This is a genomic window from Pseudanabaena sp. PCC 9330 (assembly GCF_055795045.1).
In genome coordinates this window covers 507,057-532,869 of the sequence record NZ_JAYFES010000115.1, presented here as the reverse complement: position 1 = coordinate 532,869, position 25,813 = coordinate 507,057, and the positions used below count along the sequence as shown (strand labels likewise).

General features: G+C 58.5%; 21 protein-coding genes and 1 tRNA gene. 6 read left to right on the top strand and 16 right to left on the bottom strand.

What is annotated here, in order from left to right; translation table 11 throughout:
• Positions 1–37: 37 nt before the first annotated feature.
• Positions 38–2,296, top strand: a complete 2,259-nt coding sequence (locus tag AC0QKW_RS19650) for a tetratricopeptide repeat protein (RefSeq protein WP_473152781.1) — start codon at positions 38–40, stop codon at positions 2,294–2,296.
• Between the two features lie 249 nt (positions 2,297–2,545).
• Here AC0QKW_RS19650 and glgX read toward each other — a convergent pair whose 3' ends face one another.
• Positions 2,546–4,633, bottom strand: a complete 2,088-nt coding sequence (gene glgX / locus AC0QKW_RS19645; protein ID WP_473152780.1) for a glycogen debranching protein GlgX — start codon at positions 4,631–4,633, stop codon at positions 2,546–2,548.
• 245 nt (positions 4,634–4,878) lie between these two features.
• Here glgX and AC0QKW_RS19640 point away from each other — a divergent pair, with 245 nt between their 5' ends.
• On the top strand, positions 4,879–5,307 hold the full coding sequence (locus tag AC0QKW_RS19640) for an Npun_F0494 family protein (protein ID WP_473152779.1): 429 nt from the start codon (positions 4,879–4,881) through the stop codon (positions 5,305–5,307).
• Positions 5,308–5,524: 217 nt separating this feature from the next.
• Positions 5,525–7,015, top strand: a complete 1,491-nt coding sequence (gene cobQ, locus AC0QKW_RS19635; RefSeq protein WP_473152778.1) for a cobyric acid synthase CobQ — start codon at positions 5,525–5,527, stop codon at positions 7,013–7,015.
• A gap of 45 nt (positions 7,016–7,060) precedes the next feature.
• Here cobQ and AC0QKW_RS19630 read toward each other — a convergent pair whose 3' ends face one another.
• The 8 genes from AC0QKW_RS19630 to rnhA all read right to left on the bottom strand — a co-directional run bounded on the left by AC0QKW_RS19630 (position 7,061) and on the right by rnhA (position 15,757).
• Positions 7,061–8,170: a sensor domain-containing diguanylate cyclase gene (locus AC0QKW_RS19630; RefSeq protein ID WP_473152777.1), complete on the bottom strand. Its 1,110-nt coding sequence runs from the start codon at positions 8,168–8,170 to the stop codon at positions 7,061–7,063.
• 337 nt (positions 8,171–8,507) lie between these two features.
• On the bottom strand, positions 8,508–9,044 hold the full coding sequence (locus AC0QKW_RS19625) for a peroxiredoxin family protein (RefSeq protein WP_473152776.1): 537 nt from the start codon (positions 9,042–9,044) through the stop codon (positions 8,508–8,510).
• A gap of 17 nt (positions 9,045–9,061) precedes the next feature.
• Positions 9,062–9,667 (bottom strand): peroxiredoxin, encoded by a 606-nt coding sequence (locus AC0QKW_RS19620; RefSeq protein WP_473152775.1) that lies wholly within the window; start codon positions 9,665–9,667, stop codon positions 9,062–9,064.
• 90 nt (positions 9,668–9,757) lie between these two features.
• Positions 9,758–9,829 (bottom strand) — tRNA-Met (locus tag AC0QKW_RS19615).
• Between the two features lie 467 nt (positions 9,830–10,296).
• Positions 10,297–12,489, bottom strand: a complete 2,193-nt coding sequence (locus tag AC0QKW_RS19610; RefSeq protein ID WP_473152774.1) for a peptidoglycan DD-metalloendopeptidase family protein — start codon at positions 12,487–12,489, stop codon at positions 10,297–10,299.
• Between the two features lie 833 nt (positions 12,490–13,322).
• On the bottom strand, positions 13,323–13,796 hold the full coding sequence (locus AC0QKW_RS19605; RefSeq protein ID WP_473152773.1) for a tRNA (cytidine(34)-2'-O)-methyltransferase: 474 nt from the start codon (positions 13,794–13,796) through the stop codon (positions 13,323–13,325).
• A gap of 216 nt (positions 13,797–14,012) precedes the next feature.
• Positions 14,013–15,164: a glutamate--cysteine ligase gene (gene gshA, locus AC0QKW_RS19600; protein ID WP_473152772.1), complete on the bottom strand. Its 1,152-nt coding sequence runs from the start codon at positions 15,162–15,164 to the stop codon at positions 14,013–14,015.
• A gap of 98 nt (positions 15,165–15,262) precedes the next feature.
• Positions 15,263–15,757 carry a ribonuclease HI gene (gene rnhA, locus AC0QKW_RS19595; protein ID WP_473152771.1) on the bottom strand — a complete coding sequence of 165 codons (495 nt, stop codon included), beginning with the start codon at positions 15,755–15,757 and terminating at the stop codon, positions 15,263–15,265.
• Positions 15,758–15,918: 161 nt separating this feature from the next.
• On the opposite strand from rnhA, the gene AC0QKW_RS19590 reads away from it, so the two are divergent.
• The 3 genes from AC0QKW_RS19590 (at position 15,919) to AC0QKW_RS19580 (ending at position 19,286) form a co-directional block, all read left to right on the top strand.
• Positions 15,919–16,365, top strand: a complete 447-nt coding sequence (locus AC0QKW_RS19590) for a hypothetical protein (RefSeq protein WP_473152770.1) — start codon at positions 15,919–15,921, stop codon at positions 16,363–16,365.
• Positions 16,366–16,424: 59 nt separating this feature from the next.
• Positions 16,425–18,353: a DNA polymerase III subunit gamma/tau gene (locus AC0QKW_RS19585; RefSeq protein ID WP_473152769.1), complete on the top strand. Its 1,929-nt coding sequence runs from the start codon at positions 16,425–16,427 to the stop codon at positions 18,351–18,353.
• 351 nt (positions 18,354–18,704) lie between these two features.
• Positions 18,705–19,286: an SH3 domain-containing protein gene (locus tag AC0QKW_RS19580; RefSeq protein ID WP_473152768.1), complete on the top strand. Its 582-nt coding sequence runs from the start codon at positions 18,705–18,707 to the stop codon at positions 19,284–19,286.
• A 93-nt stretch (positions 19,287–19,379) separates the two neighbouring features.
• On the opposite strand, the gene AC0QKW_RS19575 is transcribed toward AC0QKW_RS19580, so the two are convergent.
• The 7 genes from AC0QKW_RS19575 to AC0QKW_RS19545 all read right to left on the bottom strand — a co-directional run bounded on the left by AC0QKW_RS19575 (position 19,380) and on the right by AC0QKW_RS19545 (position 25,735).
• Positions 19,380–19,730 (bottom strand): phenylpyruvate tautomerase MIF-related protein, encoded by a 351-nt coding sequence (locus AC0QKW_RS19575; RefSeq protein ID WP_473152767.1) that lies wholly within the window; start codon positions 19,728–19,730, stop codon positions 19,380–19,382.
• A 115-nt stretch (positions 19,731–19,845) separates the two neighbouring features.
• Entirely contained in the window at positions 19,846–20,328 is a 483-nt protein-coding gene (locus tag AC0QKW_RS19570) for a flavin reductase family protein (protein ID WP_473152766.1), read from the bottom strand.
• A gap of 203 nt (positions 20,329–20,531) precedes the next feature.
• A complete protein-coding gene (locus AC0QKW_RS19565) occupies positions 20,532–21,167 on the bottom strand; it encodes a peroxiredoxin (protein ID WP_473152765.1) in 636 nt (211 codons plus the stop codon).
• Positions 21,168–21,434: 267 nt separating this feature from the next.
• Positions 21,435–21,749 carry a DUF6464 family protein gene (locus AC0QKW_RS19560; RefSeq protein WP_473152764.1) on the bottom strand — a complete coding sequence of 105 codons (315 nt, stop codon included), beginning with the start codon at positions 21,747–21,749 and terminating at the stop codon, positions 21,435–21,437.
• A 144-nt stretch (positions 21,750–21,893) separates the two neighbouring features.
• Positions 21,894–22,085 (bottom strand): hypothetical protein, encoded by a 192-nt coding sequence (locus AC0QKW_RS19555; RefSeq protein WP_473152763.1) that lies wholly within the window; start codon positions 22,083–22,085, stop codon positions 21,894–21,896.
• A gap of 578 nt (positions 22,086–22,663) precedes the next feature.
• On the bottom strand, positions 22,664–23,203 hold the full coding sequence (locus tag AC0QKW_RS19550) for a DUF3122 domain-containing protein (protein ID WP_473152762.1): 540 nt from the start codon (positions 23,201–23,203) through the stop codon (positions 22,664–22,666).
• A 3-nt stretch (positions 23,204–23,206) separates the two neighbouring features.
• Positions 23,207–25,735, bottom strand: a complete 2,529-nt coding sequence (locus AC0QKW_RS19545) for an HD family phosphohydrolase (protein WP_473152761.1) — start codon at positions 25,733–25,735, stop codon at positions 23,207–23,209.
• Positions 25,736–25,813: the final 78 nt, after the last annotated feature.

Genomic DNA, 25,813 nt, shown 5'->3' with positions numbered 1-25,813 from the left:
TGGCGCGCTCTGCATCTTACCCACCGTGACCGCTACTGTGTCTTTGAACTCGCAAACCTACCTGGGCCACAACCAGGCCGTCTACCAAGAGCTGCGCCTAGCTCTGCAACTCAACCTGCGGCGGCAGTTGCTGCTGGCGGTGTGCGACGACGTGGCCCTGCAAGCTACGCTGGCCCTGCGCCTAGAGACCAACTTTAGCCCCCTGCCCGAGACGGTGCCAGTGGCCCCCGAGGTGCGATCGCGGCAGCTGACCCTAGTGACCTTGCCCCTGAGCGGCGATCGCCCCGATCTAGTGCGCGAAGTCTTGCTATGGCTCAAGCAGCAGCGGCGACAGCAGGGCAGCCTGCCCGCCACGCCAATTTTTCAAATTATCGGTATCGATCAGCTCACCCGCCAGTCACCCACGGTGCAAAATCGGTTTTTGGCCTCGCTGCTGCGGGTCGATGCGCTGCTGACTCAGCTCGACTGTCGGCTAGTGATTTGGGTGCCGCGTCCGTGGCTGGGCAAGATTCGCCAGGCTGTGCCGGGGTTTTGGCGATCGCGCAGCGGCCTCTTTGAGTTTATGGGCGAGCCCAGCCCCCAGACAGCCGCAGCAGAGCCACCTCAGACACCAGCAGAGCCCCCCAGCCCGCCAGCCTCTGCCGGTAGCCAACCCGACCTCTGGCGAGTGCTGCGCGACGATCTCTCTACCTTTGAGCAACCTGCGCCCCCCGCATCAACGTCTCCGGCCCCGCCCCCGCCGCGCCCCAAACCCACCCCGGTGGCCCCGCCCCCCCTCGCGTTGCCCACGCCCGCTTTGCCTACGCTCTGGGGGCAAACGCCATCGCCAACTGCCACCGACCTGGGGGAGGGGGTATTTTCTAGCATTGTGATGCCCCCAGAGGCGGCCACCACCGCCGAAACTTTGGCGGCCCTACAACGGGCCGAGCCCACCCCACCCCCGGCCAAAATACTGGCAGAAACTCTGGCCCCGTCAACAGCAAGCCCTGCCGCTGCGGCCCCTCTAAACCCTGAGCCCAGTGCCACCCTGCAACTGCCTGCCCATCTGGCTCAAGATGCCGAGCTAGCCAACCTGTGGCGCTACATTCAAGCTCTAGCCAAGCAGCAGGCCGGGCCATTGACTCTGTCACGGGCCTACCTGGCGCTGGGGCAGATCGGGCGCGATCGCCTGGTGGGAGAAGCGCCAACTCCCGACACCCTAGACTTTGTGATCGCCGTTTACGATCAGGCTCTAGGCCACTTGCCCGAGGGCACCACCGACTGGTGCGATGCTCTCAACGACCTGGCCAGTCTCTACTGGCTCCAGGGCCAGCACGAGAGCACTACCGACCCCACTCCCTGGCTACGCCGCAGCGTGGCCACCTACAAAAAAGCGCTCAAGGGCGGTCAGGGTCATATCCCTACTGATACCCTGGGGCGCATCTACGGCAACCTGGCCACGGTCTACGGGCTGCTGGCAAACATAGAGGAACCGGTGCCCTGCCTGGAGCAGGCCGTAGAGGCCTATCAGCACGCTCTAGACTATAGCCCAGCAGAGCGATCGCCCCTCGACTACGCCAACCTGCAAAACAGCCTGGGGGCGATCCACTGGCGGCTGGCTCAGCACCACCAACCTCAGCACCACCTGGCCCAGGCGATTCAGGCCTATGCCGAGGCGCTGCGCTGCCACACCGCCGAGGCTAACCCCCTCGACTACGCCATGGTGCAAAATAACCTGGGCATTGCCTACTGGAGTCTGGCCCAGCACCAGCAGCCGATATTTTTGCTAGAGCGGGCGATCACCGCCTACCAGGCCGCCCTCACCCATCGCACCCTGGCCACCACCCCAGCGGGCTGTGCCGCCACCGCCAACAACCTTGGCACCGCCTACTGGGATCTGGCCCAGCAGGGGGCGATCGCCGTCGATCAGCGGATCCTCACCCTACAGCAGGCCACAGCCGCCTACGAAACCGCCCTCAGCGCCGCCGAAGCTGCCCTGCAAACCGCCCCCTCTCCATCTCTGGGGTTTGACCCGTGGGCCACTTGCCACAGCGCCGGAGTGGTGCACGACCAGCTGGCCCAGGCTCTCCCCCCAGGGCAAACCGAAGCGCGCCAGCACCACCTAGAAGCCGCCCTAGACCATTATCTGCTCGCCTACCAGGGCTGGCACGACAGCCCCCAACAGCTAGAGGTGCTACTCACGGCGATCGTGTACAACGTGCATCTCAATTTTGAAATTTTTGGCATTTCTGGCCAGCAGGCGGTGTTGTCAAAGCTGCCGGGTGAATTGCTACCCCAGGTGCTGAGACGGCTTTGATATCGTGGCAGCCCGATGACATCCCATGCAGCAGCAAAGCTGGCCACATCCCCTCCGTGGAGGGGTGCCCAGAGGGCGGGGTGAGTCAAAACTGCTGCGGAATACACCAGATACGGTGAACTCTCTTACTGGCATAGACTAACTGGCCTAGACTAAAACCACCCCTACCCTTGATTGGGAGGGGACAGTGAGCCTGCTGCACCAAAGACTTCCTTATCCCAAAATCAGGTCATGTCAGGTTTACTGCGTCTACTGATTTGCGGGTTTTTGGCCCTGAGGCCGACTCATCAGCACCACCGACGATCGCGGCCCAACCGGGTATAACGTTCCCTCGACCATAGGTGACTGGTCGGGGTAGCAAAAGTCTCGGGGCGGTGCCACACAGGTATCGACAATGCGGTGCCAGTGATTGCCCGGAGCCAGCCCAGGCAGATCAAACATCAGCGGCTCCCAGTAGGCGTTGAGCATGACGTGAATCTCTTCCTTGGCGTCGGGGTGACGTAGGGTAAACGCCAGCGTGCGCGAGTGTTCAGACCAGTCAGGCTGGCCCAGGCGAGTGCCATGCCAGATGAGGTGAGGCTCTGGGTGCCAGGTAGTCGTCACCCGCAGCAGATACTCCAGACGAAACACCTGGAGGGTTTGAATAAAGTGAATCAGCCCTTGGGTAAAAACCAGCAGCGCTTTTTCTTGCCCGACGGCATCCCAGTTAAACCAGCTGATCTCGTTGTCTTGGCAGTAGGCGTTGTTGTTGCCCCGCTGGGTGCGGCGAATCTCATCGCCCATCAGCAGCATCGGGGTGCCCTGGGCCATAAACAGCAGTGTGAGAAAGTTTTTGATCTGCCGCTGACGCAGCTGTTCGATCTCTGGCGGGGCCTTGGGGCCTTCGACGCCACAGTTCCAGCTATAGTTGGCGTCGGTGCCGTCGCGGTTATGCTCACCGTTGGCCTCGTTGTACTTTTGGTTGTAGGAGACCAGGTCATTGAGGGTAAAGCCGTCGTGGCAGGCGACAAAGTGAATGCTGCGGTTGGGCTCACGGTCGGGCTTTTGGTAGATGTCAGGGCTACCCAAGAGGCGGGCCGCCAGGTCGGGCACCACGCCGGGGTCGCCTTTGACAAACTGACGTACGTGGTCGCGGTAGGGGCCATTCCACTCGGCAAAGCGATCGCCGATAAACGTGCCCACCTGGTATAGCCCGGCGGCGTCCCAGGCTTCGGCGATGATTTTGGTACCCGCCAAAATCGGCTCCGACTCAATATTCCAGAGAATGGGTGGATCTTCTAGGGGCTTACCGGTGATATCTCGCGACATGACCGAGGCCAGGTCAAAGCGAAAGCCATCCACATGCATCTCCGACACCCAGTAGCGCAGGCTGTCAAGAATCATGCGGCCCACCACGGCATGGTTGGGCGATAGGGTGTTGCCGCAGCCGCTGTAGTTAGAGTAGTAGGCCGGGTCGTCTTCAAGCAGATAGTAGGTTTCGTTGTCGATGCCCTTAAAGCTGAGGGTAGGGCCTTCGTGGTTGCCCTCAGCCGAGTGGTTAAACACTACGTCAAGAATGACTTCGATACCGGCCCGGTGCAGCGCCTTGACCAGATCGCGAAACTCGTTCACTGGCCCCAGGGGGCTCTTGTCTGAGCTGTAGGCGCGGTGAGGGGCAAAAAACCCCAGGGTGCTGTAGCCCCAGTAGTTTTCGCGGCCGGGCATGGCGTCTTGACGGTCAAACTGGTGAATGGGCAGCAGCTCAACAGCGGTGATACCCAGATCTTTGAGGTAGGGAATTTTTTCAATCAGCCCCGCGTAGGTGCCCCGCTGCTCTTCGGGCAGCCCCGAGGAGGGGTGGTGGGTAAAGCCGCCCACATGCATCTCGTAGATGACGCTGCGAGAGTAGGGCAGCCGCAGGGGGCGATCGCCCTGCCAATCGTAATTGCGGGTGTCGGCCACCACCCCCTTGAGGGCAGTAGCGCAGTTGTCGCCGGGGCAAATAGCCGCCGTGCGATCGTAGGCGTCATCCCCGACAATAGCTCGGGCGTAGGGGTCGAGTAGCACCTTGGTGGGGTCAAACCGGTGGCCTAGGGCGGGCTCAAAAGGCCCCTGAACGCGGTAGGCGTAGATCTGACCGCTCTTGAGCCCCGGCACAAACATATGCCAGTAGAAAAACGTGCGGTTCCACTCTGGGTCGAAGCTGATCACCCGGCTGGGCTGGGTCAGATCGGCAGCATCGAACAGCAGCAGCTCAATGCCCGTGGCGTGTTTGGAGTAAAGGCAAAAGTTGACCCCGACAGCATAGACGGTGGCCCCCAGGGGGTAACTCTGACCCGGCAAAACTTTTGGACTCATGGCGTGACCCAAGATCCCCACCCAGGGGCCTGAAATGATGCCTAACCCTAACACCGAAGATGGCTATATCCCCGAGGTGCAACACTAAATTAAGAGATGAACAGTCTAGAGATGCAGCTCAGTGGTGAGCGGGCCTCGGCCCCATTGGTTGCCCTTGGGGCTCTCAGCCAGGGCGATCGCGAAATGCAGCTAAAAATGCACCTACAATCAAAGAGAACTCTTGCAGGGAACTCCAAAGGCTCGCTATGCCCACGCCCCTAGCCGAACCCAGCCCAGCCCTGTCCCTTCGCTATCCCCGGCGATCGCTCCAGCGGGCCGAACGTGCTTTTCGGTGCTCTTCCTTACGGCTAGAGCTGCTGGCCGATCTGCGATCGCAAAGTGTTTCCATTCGCCAGGTGTGCGGTTCAGCGGGCGTCAAGAGCGGCTACAGCCGCCGCCGCCTAGCCGAGCTCCAGGCCGAAAACGAAATGATGTGGCTGATTGCCGTGGGCCTGCTGCGCCGCGAAGTCGACGGCCAGGGCCTCACCGATAGCTTTCGCCTCACCCCCCTGGGGCGGCAGGTATTTAATCACCTTTCTGCTCTCTCCCCAGCCCAGTATCGCCCCTCCCTAGGCGATCATCTCTATAATGCGTGGTGCCGATGGCTGCGATGGCCCTATGGGGTGGGCATCTGAGCACTATCCCGCCCAGAGCCAAATAGACCCTAGGCCAAAGTTCCGGCCCAAAGCCCCAAAGTAGAGTCTTGCCGGGGTAAAACCAGGCACTACGCCACGTACTTGAGATAGCATCGTCCTGATAAGTTGTGTTGTTCCTGAAGTATCTGCATAGGGAGCGGCTTCGGGCACAAGCCTGAGCCCTGCCGTCAAGCTCATTCAACTTTGGAGACGCTCCATGAGAGCAATCATGGTAGTGGGAACAGCCTCCCACGTGGGTAAATCATTAATCACCACGGCCCTCTGCCGCATTCTCAGCCGTCGGGGCTGGCGGGTTGCCCCCTTCAAAGGGCAAAACATGGCCCTCAACTCCTACGTCACCGCCACTGGCGGCGAAATGGGCTATGCCCAGGCAGTCCAGGCCTGGGCTGCTGGCGTGCCCCCCCAGGTCGAGATGAATCCGATCCTGCTCAAGCCCCAGGGCGACATGACCTCCCAGGTCATTCTCAAGGGCCGAGCCGTGGGCCGCACCACCGCCATGCAGTACTACGAAAACTTCTTTACCCAGGGCTGGCAGGCCATTCAAGAAAGCCTCACTCGCCTCGGCCAAGACTATGACTTTTTGGTCTGCGAGGGGGCCGGTAGCCCAGTCGAGGTCAACCTCAAGCACCGCGACCTGACCAATATGCGGGTGGCCAAGCACCTCAACGCCCCCACCGTGCTGGTGGCCGACATCGATCGCGGCGGCGTGTTTGCCCACATCGTCGGCACCCTAGAGCTAATGGATCCTGAAGAACGCGCCCTGGTCAAAGGCATCATCATCAACAAGTTTCGCGGCCAGCGCGAAGTGCTAGAGCCCGGCCTAGCCTGGCTCAAAGAGCGCACCGGCATCCCCGTGCTCGGCGTCGTGCCCTGGATTGAAAACGCCCTACCTGCCGAAGACTCGCTGAGCCTGCTCGATCGCACCCCCGGCAGCAAAAAACAGGCCGACATCACCATCGCCGTCATTCGCCTGCCCCGCATCTCCAACTTCACCGACTTCGACCCCCTAGAGGCCGAGCCCAACGTCCGCGTGGTTTACCTCAGCCCCAAAGAAAAACTCGGCTACCCCGACGCGGTGATCATCCCCGGCACCAAGACCACCATTGCCGACCTGCTGATTTTGCAGCGCAGCGGCATGGCCGAAGAAATTCAAAACTACGTCGCGGCTGGGGGCACCGTCATGGGGGTCTGCGGCGGATTTCAAATGATGGGTCAGTTTTTAGCCGATCCCGAGGGCATTGAGGGTCACGAGGGCCGTTTCCCCGGCCTCGATCTGTTTCCCCTGCGGACAGTGATCACCCAGCAAAAAATTGCCCGCCAGCGCACCGTCAGCTCCCGCTTTCCCCAAGAAGGTCTGCCGGTGTCGGGCTACGAACTGCACCAGGGCCGCACCCAGCTCATTCTCTCCGAAGGAGAAGAGCAGGGCGGCAACAAGTTTGAGTTTTTGTTTGAAGACCGCAGCCTGGGCGTAGTCGACGCCAGCCAGTCGCTATGGGGTACCTACCTCCACGGCATTTTTGACAACGGCCCCTGGCGGCGGGCCTGGCTCAACCGCCTGCGCCAGCAGCGGGGTCTGGGGTCGCTGCCCACAGGCATCCCTAACTACCGAGAACAGCGCGAGGCCATTCTCAATGAACTCACGGAGGCAGTGGGTGAGCACCTAGATCTCACACCGCTGCTGGGCTAGTCAACCCGCATGCAGATCGGGCTGGTCGATAGCCAGTACCCGATCTCAAACACCCCACTGCCGAGCGGCCTTGATCTCGGCGATGTTGAGCTGTTGTCGACGCCGCTTTTGGGCATACATGGCGGTATCGGCCTGGGAAACCAGCTGATTCAACGTTGGGTTGGCACCCTCCGCCTGGCTCACCGCTAGCCCCACACTCACCGAGAGGGGATAGGGGAGATCGTTTTCTTGGGCAAAGATATCGGCATTGGCTTTGAGTCGATTGACCACCTCTTGGCTATCGGCGCAGTCGATCGCTAGCGCCACAAATTCATCGCCCCCCAGCCGCGCCAAAATATCACCCTCGCGGAAGGTTTTGTGCAGACTGGTGGCGGTGCCCAAAATCAGCCAATCGCCTGCCTCGTGGCCATAGTGGTCGTTGACCTGCTTGAGATAGTCAACATCTATAAAGAAGACCGTCACCGACTGTTGCTGACGATGGGCTTGCAGCAGCTGTGGGTTAGCCAACAGAAAAAAGCCGCGTCGGTTGTACAAGCCGGTCAAGCTATCGGTGAGCGAGAGCCGCGTTAGCTCAGCTTCGGTCGTGTGGCGCTGCAAGACTTCGGCCCGCAGTTTGGCATTGGTGTGCTCAAGTACTTCGAGCTGCGATCGCGCCTCCGCCTCTGGCATCTCTTGATCGAGCAGGCGATCGAGCACCGTGGCAGTGGTGTCGGCTAAGATTTGCAGCAGTTCCACCTCCTCGGCCAGGGGGTGATGGCGTTCGGCCCAGTACACGCCGATCACGCCGACCGGGTTGTTCTGACGCATGGGCACGACAGTCAGGCTTTTCACAAAGGTTGGGGCGTAGGCTTCTACCGGAATCCGCGCATCGCTGTACACGTCTTCAATGATGGCGGCCTGTTTATGGTTAATCGCCCAGCCACAGATGCAGCTACAGAGCGGAAACCGCTGCCCCTTCCAAAGGGGGGCCACCGCGTTTTCGTGGGCGTAGAAGCACTGATCCCCCTCTTTGAGTACAAAGGTAGCCCCATCGGCATGGGTGAGTTCGCGGGCAGCGACTCCCACCAGGGTCATGAGAATATCGAGGCTAGGGGCGAGGCATAAGTCTCGAATAATCTCAACTAAGCGCTTTGTGGCCTGTAAATCGTTAGCCATTGGTGTCCTCCACCGCATACTAGGTGGTTCGATAGAGGCGCTTAGTATGGCTGTAGATGGGGTCTTGACGTGTCGGTTCGCGCTATATTGCCGGTTGACATGGCAAGGTAGTCGCTACATAAAACGCTCTCGCCTCTATTAACTCCGATCTTCAGGTCAATCTAAATCCGTAAAGATACTGCTTCTTCATGAAATCTTTAAACAGCGTTCTGTCATCTGATTGTCTAGAGCAGCTTGTAGTGAGGAGATTGCTGAAAAGAAGATACCCTCTGTAGAAATGCAGGGCCTGCGCCCTCGGGAGGCAACAAAATCCTGAGGTATTTTCGCCAAAGTTGCCCTAAAGAGCCTCTACCATCGCCAGCAGCTGCGCCGGATCGGCATGGGAGTGCAGCAGCGAAAATAGATGACTGGAGCGCAGCCGTCCCTGGGCGTCGAGCACAAACTGAGCTGGCAATGGCGATCCCCAGGCCCGGCCAGTGTGGTAACGGCGGAAAGTGTCGCCTGTCGGGTCGCACAGCAGCGGCAGCGTGAGCTGTAGATCGCTCACCATCGCCTGCCCCTGGCGCGGTGCAGCAGGGGTCACCGCCAGCACCTCAGCCCCCGCATTGCGAAAAGTCGGGTAGGCCTCATTCATGGCCACCAGATGAGCGTATCGCTGGGGACTGTAGACCAGATCAGCTAAACCCCGCACAAATGTAATCACCACTGGCTGCTTACCGCGCCAGTTGGCCAAACGCACTGTGCGATCGTGGGTGACATCCCAGAGAGCAAAGTCTGGAGGAATTTGCCCCAAGAGAAGATCAAAACGCGGCGGCAGCGGCACCCAATAACGCCAGCCAGAAACAGTCGAAGGGCTAGAGAGAGCCGGTGTCATAGGGAGAGAAGAAGAGGTTAGACCTCAGCAAAGAACTCTTTCGATTTGACCGGGTCGGGGTTCATCGTTTTATCGCCGGGCTGCCAGTCAACGGGGCAGACCTCGTCAGGGTTGGCCTGCACATGCTGAATCGCCTGCAATACCCGCAGGGTTTCATCGACCTTGCGGCCAAAAGCCAGGTTGTTGATGGTGGCATGCTGCAATACCCCATCACGATCGACGATAAACAGCCCCCGCAAGGCAACGCCGCTCTCAACATCGAGTACGTTGTAGGCCGTGCTGATTTCTCTTTTAAGGTCAGACACCAGGGGATAGTTGAGGTCGCCCACACCGCCCAGCTTGCGCTCGGTCTGAATCCAGGCTAGGTGAGCAAACTCACTATCTACAGAAATGCCGAGTATCTCAGCGTTGAGGTCGCTAAACTCACTGTGGCGATCGCTAAAGGCTGCAATTTCTGTCGGGCATACAAAGGTGAAATCGAGAGGGTAAAAGAAAAGAACAACGTACTTACCCCGGTAGTCAGACAGCCTGACCACCTTGAAAGTTTGATCGACAACGGCGGTGGCAGTAAAGTCTGGCGCCATCTGACCGACCCGTAAACAGCCTTCCTTCGCATCAGTCATAGCGCGCTTCCCAACAGTACAAGCCCATGATGAACAATACCATCATAGTACTTAGCCTATGAAGGCTGCTGGCGCTACGTCGGGTAAAAATGGCTCAGGCGTGATTTGAACACGCGACCAAGGGCTTATGAGTCCCCTGCTCTACCACTGAGCTACTGAGCCATAACGATAGATTAGTTGCTTATAGGTTGGCCTATTGGTGGGCAAAAGCCAACTATGTAACAACTAACCAACAGTTAATAAATTTATCACACTATAGGTCTCTATACCAAACGAGATTTGATACCGAATCTGAATTCCCTAGCCCCGATTTCCAACCGGCCCACCTGTAGGGGCGAACAGTCGTTCGCCCTGCTGAATCGGGGGTAGGCAAGCAGGATTTGTATGAGCTGCTTCCCACTTTTGTCGCCCGCCCTGCAGGAAGCCAGCTATAGCTGTGATCCCGCTCCCGTTTTGGCAGCAGGGCTTCAAAGTCTAAACCAGCAAGAGTCGAAAAACTCATATACCCAAAAAGCGGGCTAGCCTGAAGCTAGCCCGCTCAAAATTTACGTATAAGCCTAAACCAATGCCATAAGCGACATTTGAACCTGGGGAAACTACTGCCCCAAGTTAGGCCTGACGTAACTGATCTATCGACCTGGCAGGTAAGCCATGGGGTTGACCGTACCAGCGCTGGGCAAATGTACTTCAAAGTGAAGGTGAGGCCCAGTGCTGTAGCCCGTGCTGCCCATGGCTGCAATCTGCTGCCCCTGGCGCACCTGCTCACCTTCACGCACCAGCAAGCGGCTGTTGTGGGCGTAGCGGGTCATGCTGCCGTCAGAATGACGAATGTCAACCAGATTGCCGTAGCCACCTGAGTTCCAGCCGGAGCGTACGACAGTACCACTGGCGGCAGCTACAATCGGGGTGCCCACCGGCCCAGCGATATCAATACCCCGGTGCATGCGGCCCCAGCGTGGGCCATAGCCAGAGGTAAAGGTGCCTTGAGTAGGCCATATATAGCCATTTGACAGGGCAGGTGCCTCAGGCAAAAACTCACTGGCCCCAGGCATCATCGGCATACCTGGAGTCACCGACTGCCCCACAGGCACATTAGGTGCAATCCGGTAGGCCTCAGCCCCAAGGGGCGCGGCGGCTAAAAGATAATTGGGTGCTGAATTATCGCCAGTGATAGAGGGCTCATCTGCAGTGACCGCAGTATTTTGCCGAAGAGCCGCAATTTGTTGGGGCTGCTCTTGGCCTGCATCGCTCTGAACGACATCAGCTTGGGCGACATCCGTAACCGTCCAGTCGGCCAAAGAGGGTTCAACTCCCTCTCGAACGCTTAGAGCAGAAGAAGATGTGGCCGGCTTAACGCCGTCTACGCTGCTAGACGCCAAGGCGACCGGCTCGGGAGCGTAGTACTCAAGGGAAACGGCCTCAGGGGCGACTGCCTCAGGAGCATCTTCACCACGGCTACGGGCCAGCTCATCTCGAGCATCGCGAATGCGCGCGTTTAACTCATCGCGATTAAGCAGTGCGTTGTTGGTCTCACGAATACGGGCCAGATGATCACGAATCACCTGGTCTCGATTGCGAGGAGCCACCGCCAAGCTGGAGGTGCTGACCACAGCAGACTCAGTCGCCTCCGCTGCATCAGCATTGCCTGCGATCGCAGGCAGGCTGAGATTGTCACCCACTGCCAGAGCTTCAGGCTGGCTGACCGCCTGGTTATGGCTGAGCAGCTCTTGCAAAGTCAAACCATTGCGGGCAGCAATGGACCAGAGGGTATCGCCAGGCTTGACTTGATAGGTGCGCGCATTGACCGCAGGACTGGAGACTTGGCGTGCCGCTGAAACGGAGGGCAAAATCGCCACCAAATCTTTTTTAGTGCTGCTCTCGCTAGCTGCCTCAGGAGACGAAGGCTGAGGCTCAACGGCAACCACCTCCTCATGGAGGGGGAGACTAGCGAAAGGGACAGAAGATTCGGACTCAGTCGATGAGGACGAAGCAATAGCAGGCTCTGGGGCAGGCACCGTCGCGGCAACGATCGGCTGAGCCTCTGTGACAGACCACTGATCATCAGCCTCGGGTGTCGGGGGAACCAGAGCAACTTGCACAGACGAGGTTTGTGGAGCAGCCTCAGCCAAGGTAGAGCCTTCGCTGTCGTCTAGAAGTGAGTCGACAGTAGACGCGGTATGGCCTGGCTCAAGCTGAGCAGACAACTCGTCATTGTCCAAATCAGCATCGGCAGACAGCAAGGCCTCAAGTTCTGAAACCTTCTCCAGATCGTCAACCAGAGGAATAATTGGCGCAGCACTGGTGGTGGCCAGCGACGACATCATGTCACCCCCAACACCGCCGGTGGTATCAAGCTTCAGCGCTAGGCGAGAGACTTCGGCATCAGTAGCCAGGCTGGACATACCAACGGAGGGCACACGAATGACCTGTCCTACTCGCAGCACGTCGTCAGAGGCAATACCGTTAGCGACCTTGATCGACTGAACATCGGCCTTGTGACTAGCTGCGATCTGCCACAGGCTCTCACCCGGGGCCACAGTGTGATAGGCAGATGGCTTGGTGCCCTGGGCAGCAGTGAACTCAGAATACTGGGGCGAGGCTTGGCTCGACGCAGGCAAGACTTTGACTGTAGAGCCGTCGGCGGCTAGGGCCATCTCCGGCTCGGCCAGCAGCGAAGCAGGTGCTCCGAAGGACAAAGCTATACCGAGCATGGCTGCCGAAGTTTGCACTCGGCGATAACCTCCGGATATCTCAACTTGAGAACCACTCAAACTCGGACTGTGGCTATCTACCTGAGACTCTTGGGGAACTACGCGTTTCAAGGAACGACCTCCTGTAAACCAGCGCTTAACAACCTATGAAAACCTATGAGCCGACCGAACTAAAGAGGCACCAAGGGGTGGAAACCTCAGACAGAACGAAACTTTAGGTGGGCTGTCAGCTACAGAACAACAACGGATCAACAGAACTTCGCCTTGGCTAGGTAAGATTACCCCGCTTTGGCAATCAAGGCAAGTTTACATGACTTAACACGAAAATCAAGTCTAAACTTTCTGCCTTCTTCCTGCGTTTGGGTATGCAACCGGATAGACTGCGATATTTTTGCAGGCTCAACATAAACGTTTAACCCTAAAAAAAAGTATTTGGCAAGCGTGTTACCTACCACAGTACTAAGGCCTATATCAGCAGCCTAGCTCCACTGCCAGGCCGACAAGATGTCTCAGACAAAAACCATAAAACCTTTGCTGACAGGCTCGATCGCTATTGTGTAAGACCGTCTTAGCCGAGGTCGCATAGTCGGCCTTCTGGGCAGATCGTCCGGTTTTTGACCAGGCTATATGAATTTCTTATCGGGCTTGCCCTAGTTTGGTATCGCCGATGACCGCTATTTTCAGAGTCAGCTCGTTTGCCTAAAACTGCTGTGCAGATGGAGCGGATGAAATGGGCTCAAGCCTTTGTTCTAGGGGCTGTTGCCCAGGCAGCAAGGGCACCACCAGTTGCTCTATGCATCACGGGGGAGGATTGGCAATGGGCAGGATTCCCATTACTCCATAGTGATTAACCGCTTCACCTTAATCAACCGATCTCTGCCAGCGGGCTGTCTAAAGCACCTAACCTGGCCCACGAGAGGCACCGATCGGTCGATGGCTTTGAACTAGCAGCTTTGGGGTGGGCTAGCTGCAAGCTGGCGCAAGGCTTCAAAAAGACCAATGGCTGCACTGACCGACAGATTGAGACTGCGGACAACGCTGCGATCCATCGGGATGAAGGCGGTCTCATCGCAAGCGGCAAGTATGGGCTTAGGCAGACCTTCGGTTTCACTGCCAAACAGAAGCCAGTCATCGGCTCGATAGGCGATGTCTGTATAGCTACATCGCCCAGAGGTACTAAACCCGATGGTGCGCCCTCCCCTTTGGCGGTGCTGGGCAGCAAAGGCCTCCCAGTCGGGGTGAAGAGTGAGGTCAACCTGGGGCCAATAGTCGAGACCGGCTCGCTTGAGCGCGCGATCGCTCAGCTCAAATCCTAGGGGCTCTACCAGGTGTAGCGGGGTGGCTGTAGCGGCACAGGTGCGGGCTATGTTGCCCGTATTGGGGGGGATTTGGGGATTAACTAGGACGATGGCGGGCATGGCGATCGCAGCAATAACGGCAGCTTGGGTAGATTGGCGCAGGATTGATCAGGAGGAAAAGCAGAAAAGTCTAGGGGATATAGATTTTATTAATACTTCCCTCCGCAATTTCACCCTGATGGAAAAGTAGCTCGGGGCAAGGGGATCGGGTTCTACTTATAAAAGCTTTCCTTATTGCTCCTATAAGTAAATATTGACCCTAAGGGCGCTTTAGGCTCAGGCCGCGCAGGGTTCACAGAGCTCTCGAGCGAGCAGTCCTTCGCTGGTGGCAACATCGGCGATCGCCCTCTGGATCACCTGATCGATAGACTGTCCTGTTTTATGCTCGCTCAGCCAGCGTTGGGCTTCATTACCTTCCCGCAGAATTTTTTTGACCGGGCTAAGAAAGCAGCTGATGCCGTTGGCCTTAGCGATCGGCCAGACTTCATCGTACAACTCTTGGATCCACTCTCTTGCAAGCATAGGACGCCCGTCTTGCCAGTGGTGCAGGGTGGCATCGAGGCTGTGCTTGGCAGCGGCCATTTCGTTGGCATCGCTGAGGGCCACCAGGTCATCGTTGCGGCGATCGGCGGGGAACTGACTCAGCTTGAGGGGATCTAACTCAGGATTTTGGATCAGCTGCATTAGCCGCGATTCTAGCAGGGCCGCCACCGCCAGCAGCGCTACGGGGTCGCTGATTAGATCGCAAATGCGCAGTTCGAGGCGGTTGAGGTTGTAGGGGCGGCGATCGCCGTTGGGCCGCACCGACGACCACAGATGGCGCACGTTTTGCATGGTGCCTGCGGCCAGTTGTTGCTCGGTCCACTGAATGTGGTGGGCGTGGCTGGTAAATAGGGGCACGTGGGCGGGCGTCTTGGGGAACACCTGCCAGCGGCTAGAGTGGGAGCCAGTAATCTGCCCGCCCAAAAAGGGCGACGAAGCGGTGAGGGCCAGGTAAAGGGGCGCTTCGACCCGCACCAGCCGACAGGCTCGCATCAGGGTTTCAGGGTCGGAAATGCCGATATTGATATGGACGCTGGCGGTGACCACGGTGGTGCCATAGGTCTGCTCGATATAGGCGTGGTAAGGGTTGCTGGGGTCAGAGCGATAGAAGCGATCGGTGTCGCCCAGGGCGAGAGTGCTGCCGGGTATGAGGGTGTAGTCGCCCAGGGTTTTGAGGTAGCGGCGCAGCTCGTGGCGGGGGCGCACCAGTTCGCACAGCAGTTTTTCGTACTGGCACAGGGGCGGGGTGGTGTATTCGACATTGCGACTGTCGGGTTCGCGCACAAAGCCATTCAGGTTGGCGACAATGCGATCCGAAAGGCCGACGATTTCCCCCGCCGGGGTGCCGGTATACATCTCGATTTCAAAGCCTTTAGACAGCAGCACAGCATTCCTCGCTGGAGACAGCACTCTATATATATTGATCGTCTCTATTGATCGTCGTGTGAACGTTAAAACGTTCTAACGTTCACACGTTCGGACGCTTAAAGGTCAGGGGCGGTGGTCAGGGCGATCGCCCGTTTGGCGGCAAAGGCCCGAGCAATCACATCGCAGCGCTCATTGCCGGGGTCGCCAGAGTGGCCGCGCACGTAGACCCACTGGAGGGGGCGATCGAGGGTTTGGTTGACTTCGATCACCAGGGCATCCATGACTTCCCACAGATCGCGGTTGAGCACGGGCTTTTTGGCCGAGTTGACCCAGCCGCGCCGCTTCCAGCCCGCGATCCACTGGGTGATGCCCTTGAGCACGTACTCGCTGTCGGTGTGTAGGGTGAGAGGGGTAGTTTGGCCGCTGTCGCGCAGCAGGGTGAGCCCGGCGATCGCCGCCTGCATTTCCATGCGGTTGTTAGTGGTTGGGGCCTCGCCACCACCAATTTCATGCATCCCGCCATCGGCCAGATACAGCACAGTACCCCAGCCACCGGGGCCGGGGTTGCCGGAGCAAGCGCCGTCGGTATAAATTCGCTCGATGATGGCCATTTGTAACAAAAGTCCTTAAAAATCGCGGGTTAGTCTCTGTCGAGTTGACCCTACCAGAGGGAATGCTAAGGGCAAGACCGGATTGTCCTCCCTGGACACCATCAACAAGGTCATGGGCAGGGTGTACCTACTATCGTCACGACTCCCCACGGTGTAACCCCATGATGCTACGAGAACTGGACGCATTTGAGGCTTGCTGGCTAGATCTTAAGGATATTTACCCGACCAACAGCCAAGACAACATGCTGATTGCCCACGCCATGGGGCAGTTGGTCGATTTGCTAGAGAAACCGGCCCAGGTGGAGCAAGATCTGCCCGCCCACCTGAAAGACCTGTTTCGACGGCTAGCGCTGGCCTATTTTCGAGGCTATGGGCCGGGCGACAGCCCCCCACGGGCGACCATGATGGCGCATTTGCCAATTGCTCCGCCACCCGAGGCGCAATGCCAACGCCAGCAAGACATTTCAGCGGCGGTCAGCCAGGTCAAAGTCTTGGCCCAAAAGACCCAGGCACGAGTCCGTCAAAGCCGGGGGCAGGCCTCCCAGATCGCCATGTCTGAGATGGAAACGCTGATCATTGAGCTTCCAGAACACTGGCAGCCAGCCTAGACCGCTTAACCTATCGGGTTAACGGGCCATCGGGTCAGCGGGCACGGTATCTTAGTGCTATGGCCTACGAACCCTTGCACCACAAGTATCGCCCCCAGACCTTTGGCGCTCTGGTGGGGCAAGATGCGATCGCCACCACGCTCACCAATGCCCTCAACCAGCGGCGCATTGCCCCAGCCTACCTGCTTTGCGGCCCGCGCGGCACGGGCAAGACTTCTAGCGCCCGCATTTTGGCCAAATCGCTCAACTGTATTGCCCAAGACCACCCCACCCCCCACCCCTGCGGCACCTGCGAGACCTGCCGCTCGATCACCAACGGCTCGGCGCTCGATTTTATTGAAATTGACGCTGCCAGCAACACAGGCGTCGACAACATCCGCGAACTGATCGAGCGCGCCCAGTTTGCCCCAGTGCAGTGCCGCTACAAGGTCTATGTGATCGACGAGTGCCACATGCTCAGTACGGCGGCGTTCAATGCCCTGCTCAAAACTCTAGAAGAGCCGCCGAGCAATGTGGTGTTTATTTTGGCCACAACGGATCCGCAGCGGGTGTTGCCGACGATTATTTCACGGTGCCAGCGGTTTGACTACCGGCGCATTCCCCTAGAGCCGATGATTGGGCATCTGCGGAAAATTGCTGATTTAGAAGATATTGCCATTGACGACGAAGCCCTGCGCCTGGTTGCTCAGGTATCTCAAGGGGGGTTGCGCGATGCTCAGAGTCTGCTCGACCAGCTGAGTTTACTAGAGCCACCCATTGGGGCCGACGCAGTATGGGATCTGGTGGGGGCGGTGCCCGAGCGCGATCTGCTGGCCCTGGTGCAAGCCATTCTCAGCGACGACAGCACCACCGTGCTCGATGTGGCCCGCCGCCTGATGGATCGAGGCCGCGAACCGCTGATTGTGCTGCAAAATTTGGCGGGGTTTTATCGCGATCTGCTGATTGCCAAGACGGCGGGCGATCGCCAGGATCTAGTCGCCATTACTCCCCCTACCTGGGCCGAGATGCAGACCCTGGTGCAGCCCCTAGATGCCACCATTTTTTTGCTGGGCCAGCAGCACCTGCGGGCCGCCGAAGTGCAGGTGAAAAACACCACCCAGCCCCGGCTCTGGCTAGAAGTTACCCTCCTGGGCCTGCTGCCCTCGACTTTGGCAAGTCAGGCTATGGGAAATGGAGGTGCGATCGCCATCCCCAAGGCCAGTTCTGCCGCGATCGCCGCTCCCACTCCCCTACCGCCCCAATCAACACCACTCCCATCCTTATCTCCACCCCCCCCTCAATCCACCCCCACCCCCGCCGATACCTCACCCCCACCGCCTGTTGACCCAGTCTCTCCCCCTGCCGACAGTGGGCAGGCTTCTTCGTCCCCTGTCCCCGGCGGCAATTTAGCCGATCTATGGATCCAAGTTATTGCAGTGCTAGAGCCCCTCGGCACCCGCGCCCTCATGCAGCAGCAGGGTAGCCTGCTGTTTTACGATGGTGTGGTCGCCCGCGTGGGCATTAGCTCTAGGCCGCTGTTCAAAATGGCCCAGGGCCGCATTGACAATGTCGAAGCCGCGTTTCACAAGGTGCTGGGGCAAACGGTGCAGGTTTCCCTGGAGGTGCTGCCCGACCCAAAGCCTGAGGCCCCGGCGGCCAATATCAGCCAGGCTGTCGGTCAAAGCCAGCCCCCCGTGCCAGCCCCATCGCCAACCCATGCGCCAGAACCAGCCGTTGCAATCCGGCCCATAGGAGCGGCACCGGTTCCCCCGCCGCCGGTTTCGTCCCCAAAGACAGACTCAGCTCCAGCGTCACCCCCGCCCGATCACACCCCGCCCGCGCTGCCGGCCATTGCCAGCGACTTCGATCGCGCCGTTAAGAACTTTGCCCAATTTTTCAACGGCCAGGTGGTCGATTTAGATGACGGGCCGTTGGGGAATGAGCCGCTAAAACCTTCAGAGGCCGCCGCCAAACAACCCTCCCACCCTGACAAAGACGTACCGTTTTAGCGCCGGAAAGCATACCTCAGTAGTGCAACTAGGGTGCGTTTTAACCAGGCGCAACTCGGCATCGATGTAGAGGTTGCTGAGCTAGGGCCAACCTTGGCAACTTGCTCGCCCTGTCTTGCAGGTTCTTCAGCCTCGTTGCCCAAAGCTGCGATCGCACCCCTCAGGATACGTATCTTTGGCTACCCATAGACTCAAGTTTATGAGTTCCTTAGATTTGGACCATAGAGTAAAAAAGTACAAAAGTTCTGCTCAGCTAATCCAATTTCGGCCCCAATCGTCGTTCCTAAGGCTCTGCCGGGGGGAAGCGCGGCCTGATGGACGTTCTCGACTGATTTTAAGGATCCATACCCTATGAAAATACGCAATCTGGCGATCGCCCTGGTGAGCGCCGCCGCCGCCGTCGGTCTCTCCATGGCAGCCGCCTTTGCCCAAGTGGCCGAGGTGCGTACCGACTTGTTGAATGTGCGCTCTGGCCCCGGCACCAACTTCGCCGTGCGCGGCACCCTACCCAGGGGCACCCAGGCCAAAGTGATTCAGGTTGATGGCAGCTGGCTCTACATTGTCACTGGCCCCATCGAGGGCTGGGTGTTTGCCGCCTATGTGGAGCTGTACGAAGATCAGCAGATCCCCGGTGTGCCAGCACCCGCCGCTGAGACCACGGTGCTGATCTGTAATGGCACCAACCGCACCACCGCCCGCGTCTATCGTCGCGACAACGACCTGATGCTGCGGGTGCACGATCGCCTCGACGGCATCACCTGGCTCGACACTCCTGCTCGCATGGAAACCGGCGGCGGCGCAACCACCTACTCCAACATTCGCGGTGAAACCACCGTGCGGGTGATGCAGAGCCAAAGCAGCCCCTCACGGTGCTCTATTCAGAGCACCAACATGCCGCTAGAACCGGGCAGCGTGACTGGGCTACAGCCCTAGTTAGGATTGCCTACCGATACTGACCGGGGGCAGTGCCCACAAGGTGTTATCTGCCCATTGCGGTGTCGATATCAGCCGGGGTGCCACAAAAACTTAGCCAAAGGTGCCGCCATTCCAGCCCCACATCACTCCGGGGGCATCGGCAAACTCTATATAAATACGGTTTTTGGGCACCTCCAGAGCACTTTCGACCTTCGCACAAAACTCCTGGCTCATGGCCTTGGTCTTGTTGCCCATGGTGCCCACGCTTTTGATTTCGATGTAGCACACCGGGTCGGTGGTACCGCCAAAGGTCATCGGCACATCTCCCTCAAACGCCGTCATCACATAGGATTCGGGCTTGCCCAGGTGGCTGGCCAGGGTGGCGGAGAGATCCTTCAGTAGCGTTTCAACCTCGGCTTTCTCAGGGGTGGGGATAGAGGTTTGAATTTTGATCAGGGGCATGGAGGATATGAGAGAGGATATGAGAAGGGTGGGGAAGATGAAGGAGAGCTTTGAATTTTGGATTAAAGCTTTACCCGGACAACTCAGCATTCAAAACTGAGACTTCAAAACTTACTTAGCCGCCGTAGTTCCAGCCGGTGCTCTCTAGCAGCAGTGGCTCCCCTTCTCGGTGGATTGCGGCACCGACGACTTCGCCGACAAAGACGGTATGGTCACCGTGCTCGACACTACCGACGACTCGGCACTCGACATAGCCAAGGGTGTCTTTGATCACGGGGCAGCCGGTGACCGGGCCAGGGTAAAACTCGATGTCTTCAAACTTGTTGCCCGTGCGGCGCAGGGGCTTGAAAAAGTTTTGGGCCAGATCTTTCTGCCCCGCCTCTAGAAAACTTAGGGCAAAGACGCCGCTGGCTTTGACCATGGCATGGGAGGTGGAGTCATTCTTAACGCAGTTGACCACCAGGGGCGGTTGAAAGGAGGCCTGCATCACCCAGCTGGCGGTAAAACCGTTGAGGTCGTCGCCATCTTTGACCCCACAGATGTAGAGCCCGTGAGGAATTTTGCGCAAAAGCGTTTTTTTAGCCTGTTCGTCTAGCACGATAGAACCTGGGGGACACGTCTCTAGGGCTAGTGTAGTACAGACATTGCCACCCACCTCTACCCAGCACGATAGAAAAACGGCAATAAAAAGGCGCACCGAAGTGCGCCGAGTGTTGCACATACAACCGCTACCGTCAGCTCAGCGTCAGAGTCTCGCAATAGACAAAACCCTAGAACTGGGCTGAGGTGCGATCGGGCAACCTACTTGTTGGGTTGGGGGGTCATGCGCAGGTAGGGCTTGATCTCGGTCACGCCCTTGGGGAAGCGCTGCTTGGCTTCTTCGGTAGGAATGGTGGGGACAACCACCACATCGTCGCCGTCTTTCCAATCTACCGGGGTGGCGACGCTGTAGTTGTCGGTCAGCTGCAGGGAGTCGATCACCCGCAGAATTTCGGCAAAGTTGCGCCCGGTGCTAGGCGGATAGGTGATGGTGAGGCGCAGTTTTTTGCTGGGGTCGATCACAAACACGCTGCGCACAGTGAGCTTGGCGTTGGCATTGGGGTGAATCATGCCGTAAAGGTCAGAGACCTTTTTGTCGTCGTCAGCAATAATCGGGTAGTTGACGCTGACACCCTGGGTTTCGTTGATGTCACCAATCCAGCCCTGGTGCGACTCGGCGCTGTCTACGCTGAGAGCGATCACCTTAGCGTTGCGCTTTTCAAACTCGGGCTTGAGCCTGGCGACGCTGCCCAGCTCGGTGGTGCACACGGGCGTATAGTCGGCGGGGTGCGAAAATAGCACCACCCAGCTGTCGCCAGCCCAGGTGTAAAAATCGATCTCACCCTCGCTGGTCTGCTGGGTGAAATTTGGAACTTGATCGCCAAGTTGAAGCGTCATATCTAATCTCCGTTAATCTCTCTCGACAGGGGCAAAAAATGCTGCTCAGCAGTTGCTGAAGCTATTCTCCCACAAACCCCGGTATTCCGGTCGGGGTTTAGAGGATTGTCTTAATGATTGTATCGCGGTCGGCTCAGGCTGTGGGCGATCGTCGGCTTCAAGGCCGTGACCCAAGCTGTGATGCTGGCGCTGAGAATGGCTTGGATACAAGAAGGCACCCAGGGTGATACCTAGGTGCCTACTGGTGGGCTCACTGACGAGCTTGGGTTAAATCTGTCGATCAAAGACTTTTGGGGCATAGCTGCTACAACCATCGCAGGGGCCCATGGGGTTGACGGCGCAACGGAGGTAGGGCGATCGCGCATTTTGGTCGCAGGTAATGTCGCCAATCATGTAGCCCAGCCCCTCAACAAGGTGCATGTCGGCATTGCCGTCGAGCAGTTTGCGCATACCCTGGCCCAGGCCTGTCGCCATCGCCGAGCAATCGTTTTGCTTTTCGTCTTGGTCAGCCCGTACGCTAAACCAGGCCGAAATGATGGCTGGGGCAAGACCGACAACAAAAATCAGACCGATAACGAGCATAAACCTGCCATAGGAAATGAGCAAAATCATCCTACCCTAAGCGATCGCCTACTTAGGTGACGGCAGCGATGAATTGGTACCTAGCGTTGCGTTCCTTAGCTTTTCTCCATGTACTTTTCGTTACATTCTTCGCGGTAGCTTGCACTACTGCCCGATCAAAGCTGCCGCCCTCACCCCCACCTCCGCTGGCAGCGTGGATTTCATGGCCATTACTCGGTAGCAGGCCAGGGCGTCAACCGGGTCAAACAATTGGAGCCGACGCCCCCACGCCGAGAAAGTTCCCAAGTTGGCGGAATATTTTGATGGATTTTTGGGTAAGCTCAGAAAAGCGGGCATTTTTTCTCCAGTTCTCGCTCTTAAAGCTTTGGCTTACCCCTTTCCTGACTAAGATCCAGAACTTTCCAGAACTTTCATGTATTGGCGGATCTGGGTCTATGGCCGATTATTTAGACATCCTGTAGACTCGCGTGTGCTCCAAAGCTAAGGCCGGGTAGGGCCACAGGACATTGCGGGGGTTCGCTCCTCCTCAGTGATAGCGCCTTACCCGGCTTTTTATTTTTAAACGTCTCAAAATCCTGCTTGGTTATCTCCGATGAAACCGGGCACACAGCGGTACGCCCCTACAGGTTGGCCGATTGACCATCGGGGGGGTGGAATTCGGATTCGGTATGAGACCAAATTCTGCTTGGTTACCCCCGATGCAACCGGGTGCACAGCGGTACGCCCCTACAGGTTGGCCGGTTGGGAATCGGGGGGGTGGAGTGCAGATGCAGTATCAGCAAGTATGCGATGCGGATTTGGTGTAACTGAGGGCTCTGTCTAGGGATAAGGCCATCGGTTAGTCGCCAGGGTCTAGAGATTGAGCCCAGTCAATCTATGCCTAGCCCTCCTTTGGCCCTCTTTGCCGATGCCAATTACGGGGGCGAGGTACCCACTGCCATGGCCCAAATCTCTAGCCACTCAGCCACAACGTAGGGGGCTGCTACCAGTCGGGCATCTGGAGCTTTGGCCTGGGGCACCAACAGGGTGAGGGGAATGGGCTGTGAAAGCTGACTGAGAACCGCCGCTAGATCGTACTGGGCCACGTTGTCGGGTAGGGCCTGGGTTTCGGGGTCTAGGGCAGGGGAAGCCAGCCACCGTGTAGCAGTGCCAGTCTCAATGAGCAGCTCGCGCCGCAGGTCTACCGTAGCCTGCCCCGGAAATCCTACCAGCCGCAAGTAAGCTCCCTGGAAGTCTTCTCCCACATAGCGCTTAAAGACAGTGGCCTGCCAGGCCATATCGTTTTGGTCGCGCAGGCTCTGGCGCGATCGGTAGGTGGTCTGTCCTGGCTGTTCGTGGTAGGTATGTACCGAAGCCAGGGCCGGGGCCGCCAGGGCTAGCACCAGCAGCAGAGCTAGGGTCAAGGCTACTAGCAGCGATCGCACCGTCTTCCAAAAAGGCATCCAAAGGGGCATCACTCAGCTCACCTTTGGGGCCAGGGCCGCCTTGGGGTAAGCGATGCGCTTGTGGTTGTACTGCTGCCACACCTGCACAAAAATTTCGGCAATCAGGGCCATGTGGTGGCGGGTAAGCCCTGAGTCGACTAGCTGGTTGTCTTTCCAGCGAGCGCGGAGAATGCGGTTGACCATGGCCAAGGCCTCGTCGGGGGTGGCATCAGTGAGCGATCGCAGCGCCGCTTCGCAGGAGTCAGCCAGCATCACAATGCCCGTCTCAGGCGATTGGGGCGTCGGGCCATCGTAGCGAAAGTCAGCTTCTTTCACCGTGAGAGTGGGGTCGTCTTTGGCCAGTTCTTGGGCCTGGTGGTAGAAGTAGCTGATCTGCATAGTGCCCTGGTGCTCAGGGATGAAAGCCCGCACCGCCTTGGGCAGACGGCACTTGCGGGCCATGACAACGCCTTCGGTAACGTGTTTTTTAATGATGTCGGCGCTGAGCCAAGGGTCATTTAACTCGTCGTGCTTGTTGGGGCCACCCATCTGGTTTTCGATAAAACCCTGGGGGTCGTGCATTTTGCCGATGTCGTGATAAAGGGTGCCAGCTCGCACCAGTTCGACATTGCAGCCCAGGGCACGGGCGGCGGCTTCGGCCAGACTCGACACAAACACCGTGTGCTGAAAGGTGCCCGGTGCCTCAGAGGCCAGTCGCTTAAGCATGGGCCGGTTGGGGTTTGACAGCTCTGCCAGGCGAATGGGGGTAACCAGGTCAAACAGATGCTCTAGGTAGGGGCTCAGGCCCAGGGCCGCCACGCTAGAGATGACCCCGTAGATGCCCTGGAGCGCTGCCCCAGTGAGCATACCCGACCAGGCAGAGATCAGCGACACAGGACTGACCACCAGGGTGAGCAGCAGGTAGGCGACCCCCTGGGTGAGGCCAACCCCACCGCCAAGGAGAGCCAGCTCTTCGCGCGATCGCATGCGTCCGGCCAGCAGACTACAGACAAAGGCTCCAGCGGCCCCTGCCATAAACGAAATGCCGCTGGCCCCCGCCCCTAAGGGCAACAGCGTAGCCACCAGCAGCACCAGGGTACCCCCCAGCACCGGGCCGTAAAAACTGCCTGCCAACAGACCAATGGCCGGTAGCCCGTAGGCCGCCACCCCCACCATTTTCATCACCCCGGTGCTGACTACCATGGCGGTAATCAGCAGATAGTCTTGCTGGCGCAGGCGCTGGGGCACCCGATGCTCGATCAGCAGAAATAGGCCTACCCCCCCAGCCACGAGGCCGCCAAACATGCCCAGCCCCCAGTAGTTAAATCGCCGCTGGCTAAGGTTGAAATGGTCAAGCAGCACAAATGTGCTCTGGGTGATGGGGTCGTCGGCATTGACAATCAGATCGCCTTGCTGCACCTCGACGTAGACAGGCTTGACCGCCTCAGCAGCCATATCGGCCTGCAGTCGGGTGCGATCGGTATCTTCTACCAGGTTGGGCTGAAGACTCGAAAGGATCAATTCGCGGGCCAGGGGTTCGACGGTACGCGGCACCGTATCTTTGAGCTGGAGATACACTGCCCGGTCAAGCATCTCCGGGGGCAGACCCGCAGCAATGCCCTGGGCGAGCATGCGCTCCACCGCCCGGCGAATCTCAACCTGGGTAGTGGCCCAGTCCTGCGAGGGCAGATCAAACACCTGAGGCGTGGGGGTAATGTTCTCGGTTTGACTGGCCAGCAGGGTGAAGTTAGCCATGGCCTGCTGATAACCCTGCCGGGCGGTTTCAACGGCAGTCAGCAGCTGGCTCAGGTCACTGTTGCTCGAGCGCTGGCCGTAGCTCCACAGTTCACCCAGGGCTTGCTGCTGGTCAGGGCTGAGGGCTTGGTTTCGCAGCAGCGCCTCTAGGGAAACGGGCTCTCCCCGTAGGCTGTCGTCAGCCAGGGGGTCGATCAGGCTGCGCAGCTTTAGCCAGGTGGCATCGTCAGAGCGGCGTAGGTAGATCTGCACCTGGGTCGACAGCCTCTCAGTGGAGACAAAGGGCACAACCCCGGCCTGGCGGCGAATGTCACCCAGCTGAGTGATTGTGTTGCTGAGCGATCGCAGCACAGCATCATCGGTGGTGGGTTCGACACGCATCACCCGTAGCGCTCCATTACGGGCGTCGCGACGACGCTCTTCGGTGGTCTCTTTGTCTTCGACCCGGGCATCGTCGGGAGCAAAAATAGTATTGGGGGCCACGCTGCCCACCTGCAACCCGGGCTGGTTGTAAAATCGCTGACCCAGCACTGCCGTCAGGGTGAGCACCGTCAGGGTAAAGGCCAATTTAGGATGGCGAATGCCCTTGCGACGACGGTTAGATCGACAGGGTTGAGGTCGCCCTCCAGAGAGCAACCTGGACTGCGGCACCAAAAGGTCAACGGTGGCAACAGGCTGATCGGGCTGGGAGGAAACGCTGGGCGATCGCGTTGCCGTTGCCGGGCGCGATGCCAGAGACCGCAGAGCCTGCTGCTCCAACGCCCACCAGCGCTCAACCGCCGCCACAAGTTCTTGTATCGCCTTCATAGATTACGACAGCTAAAGAGGCGCAGACAGAAACCCGCAAATTTCAGCATCTCCGGGCTGGGGCGATCGACGCATCGG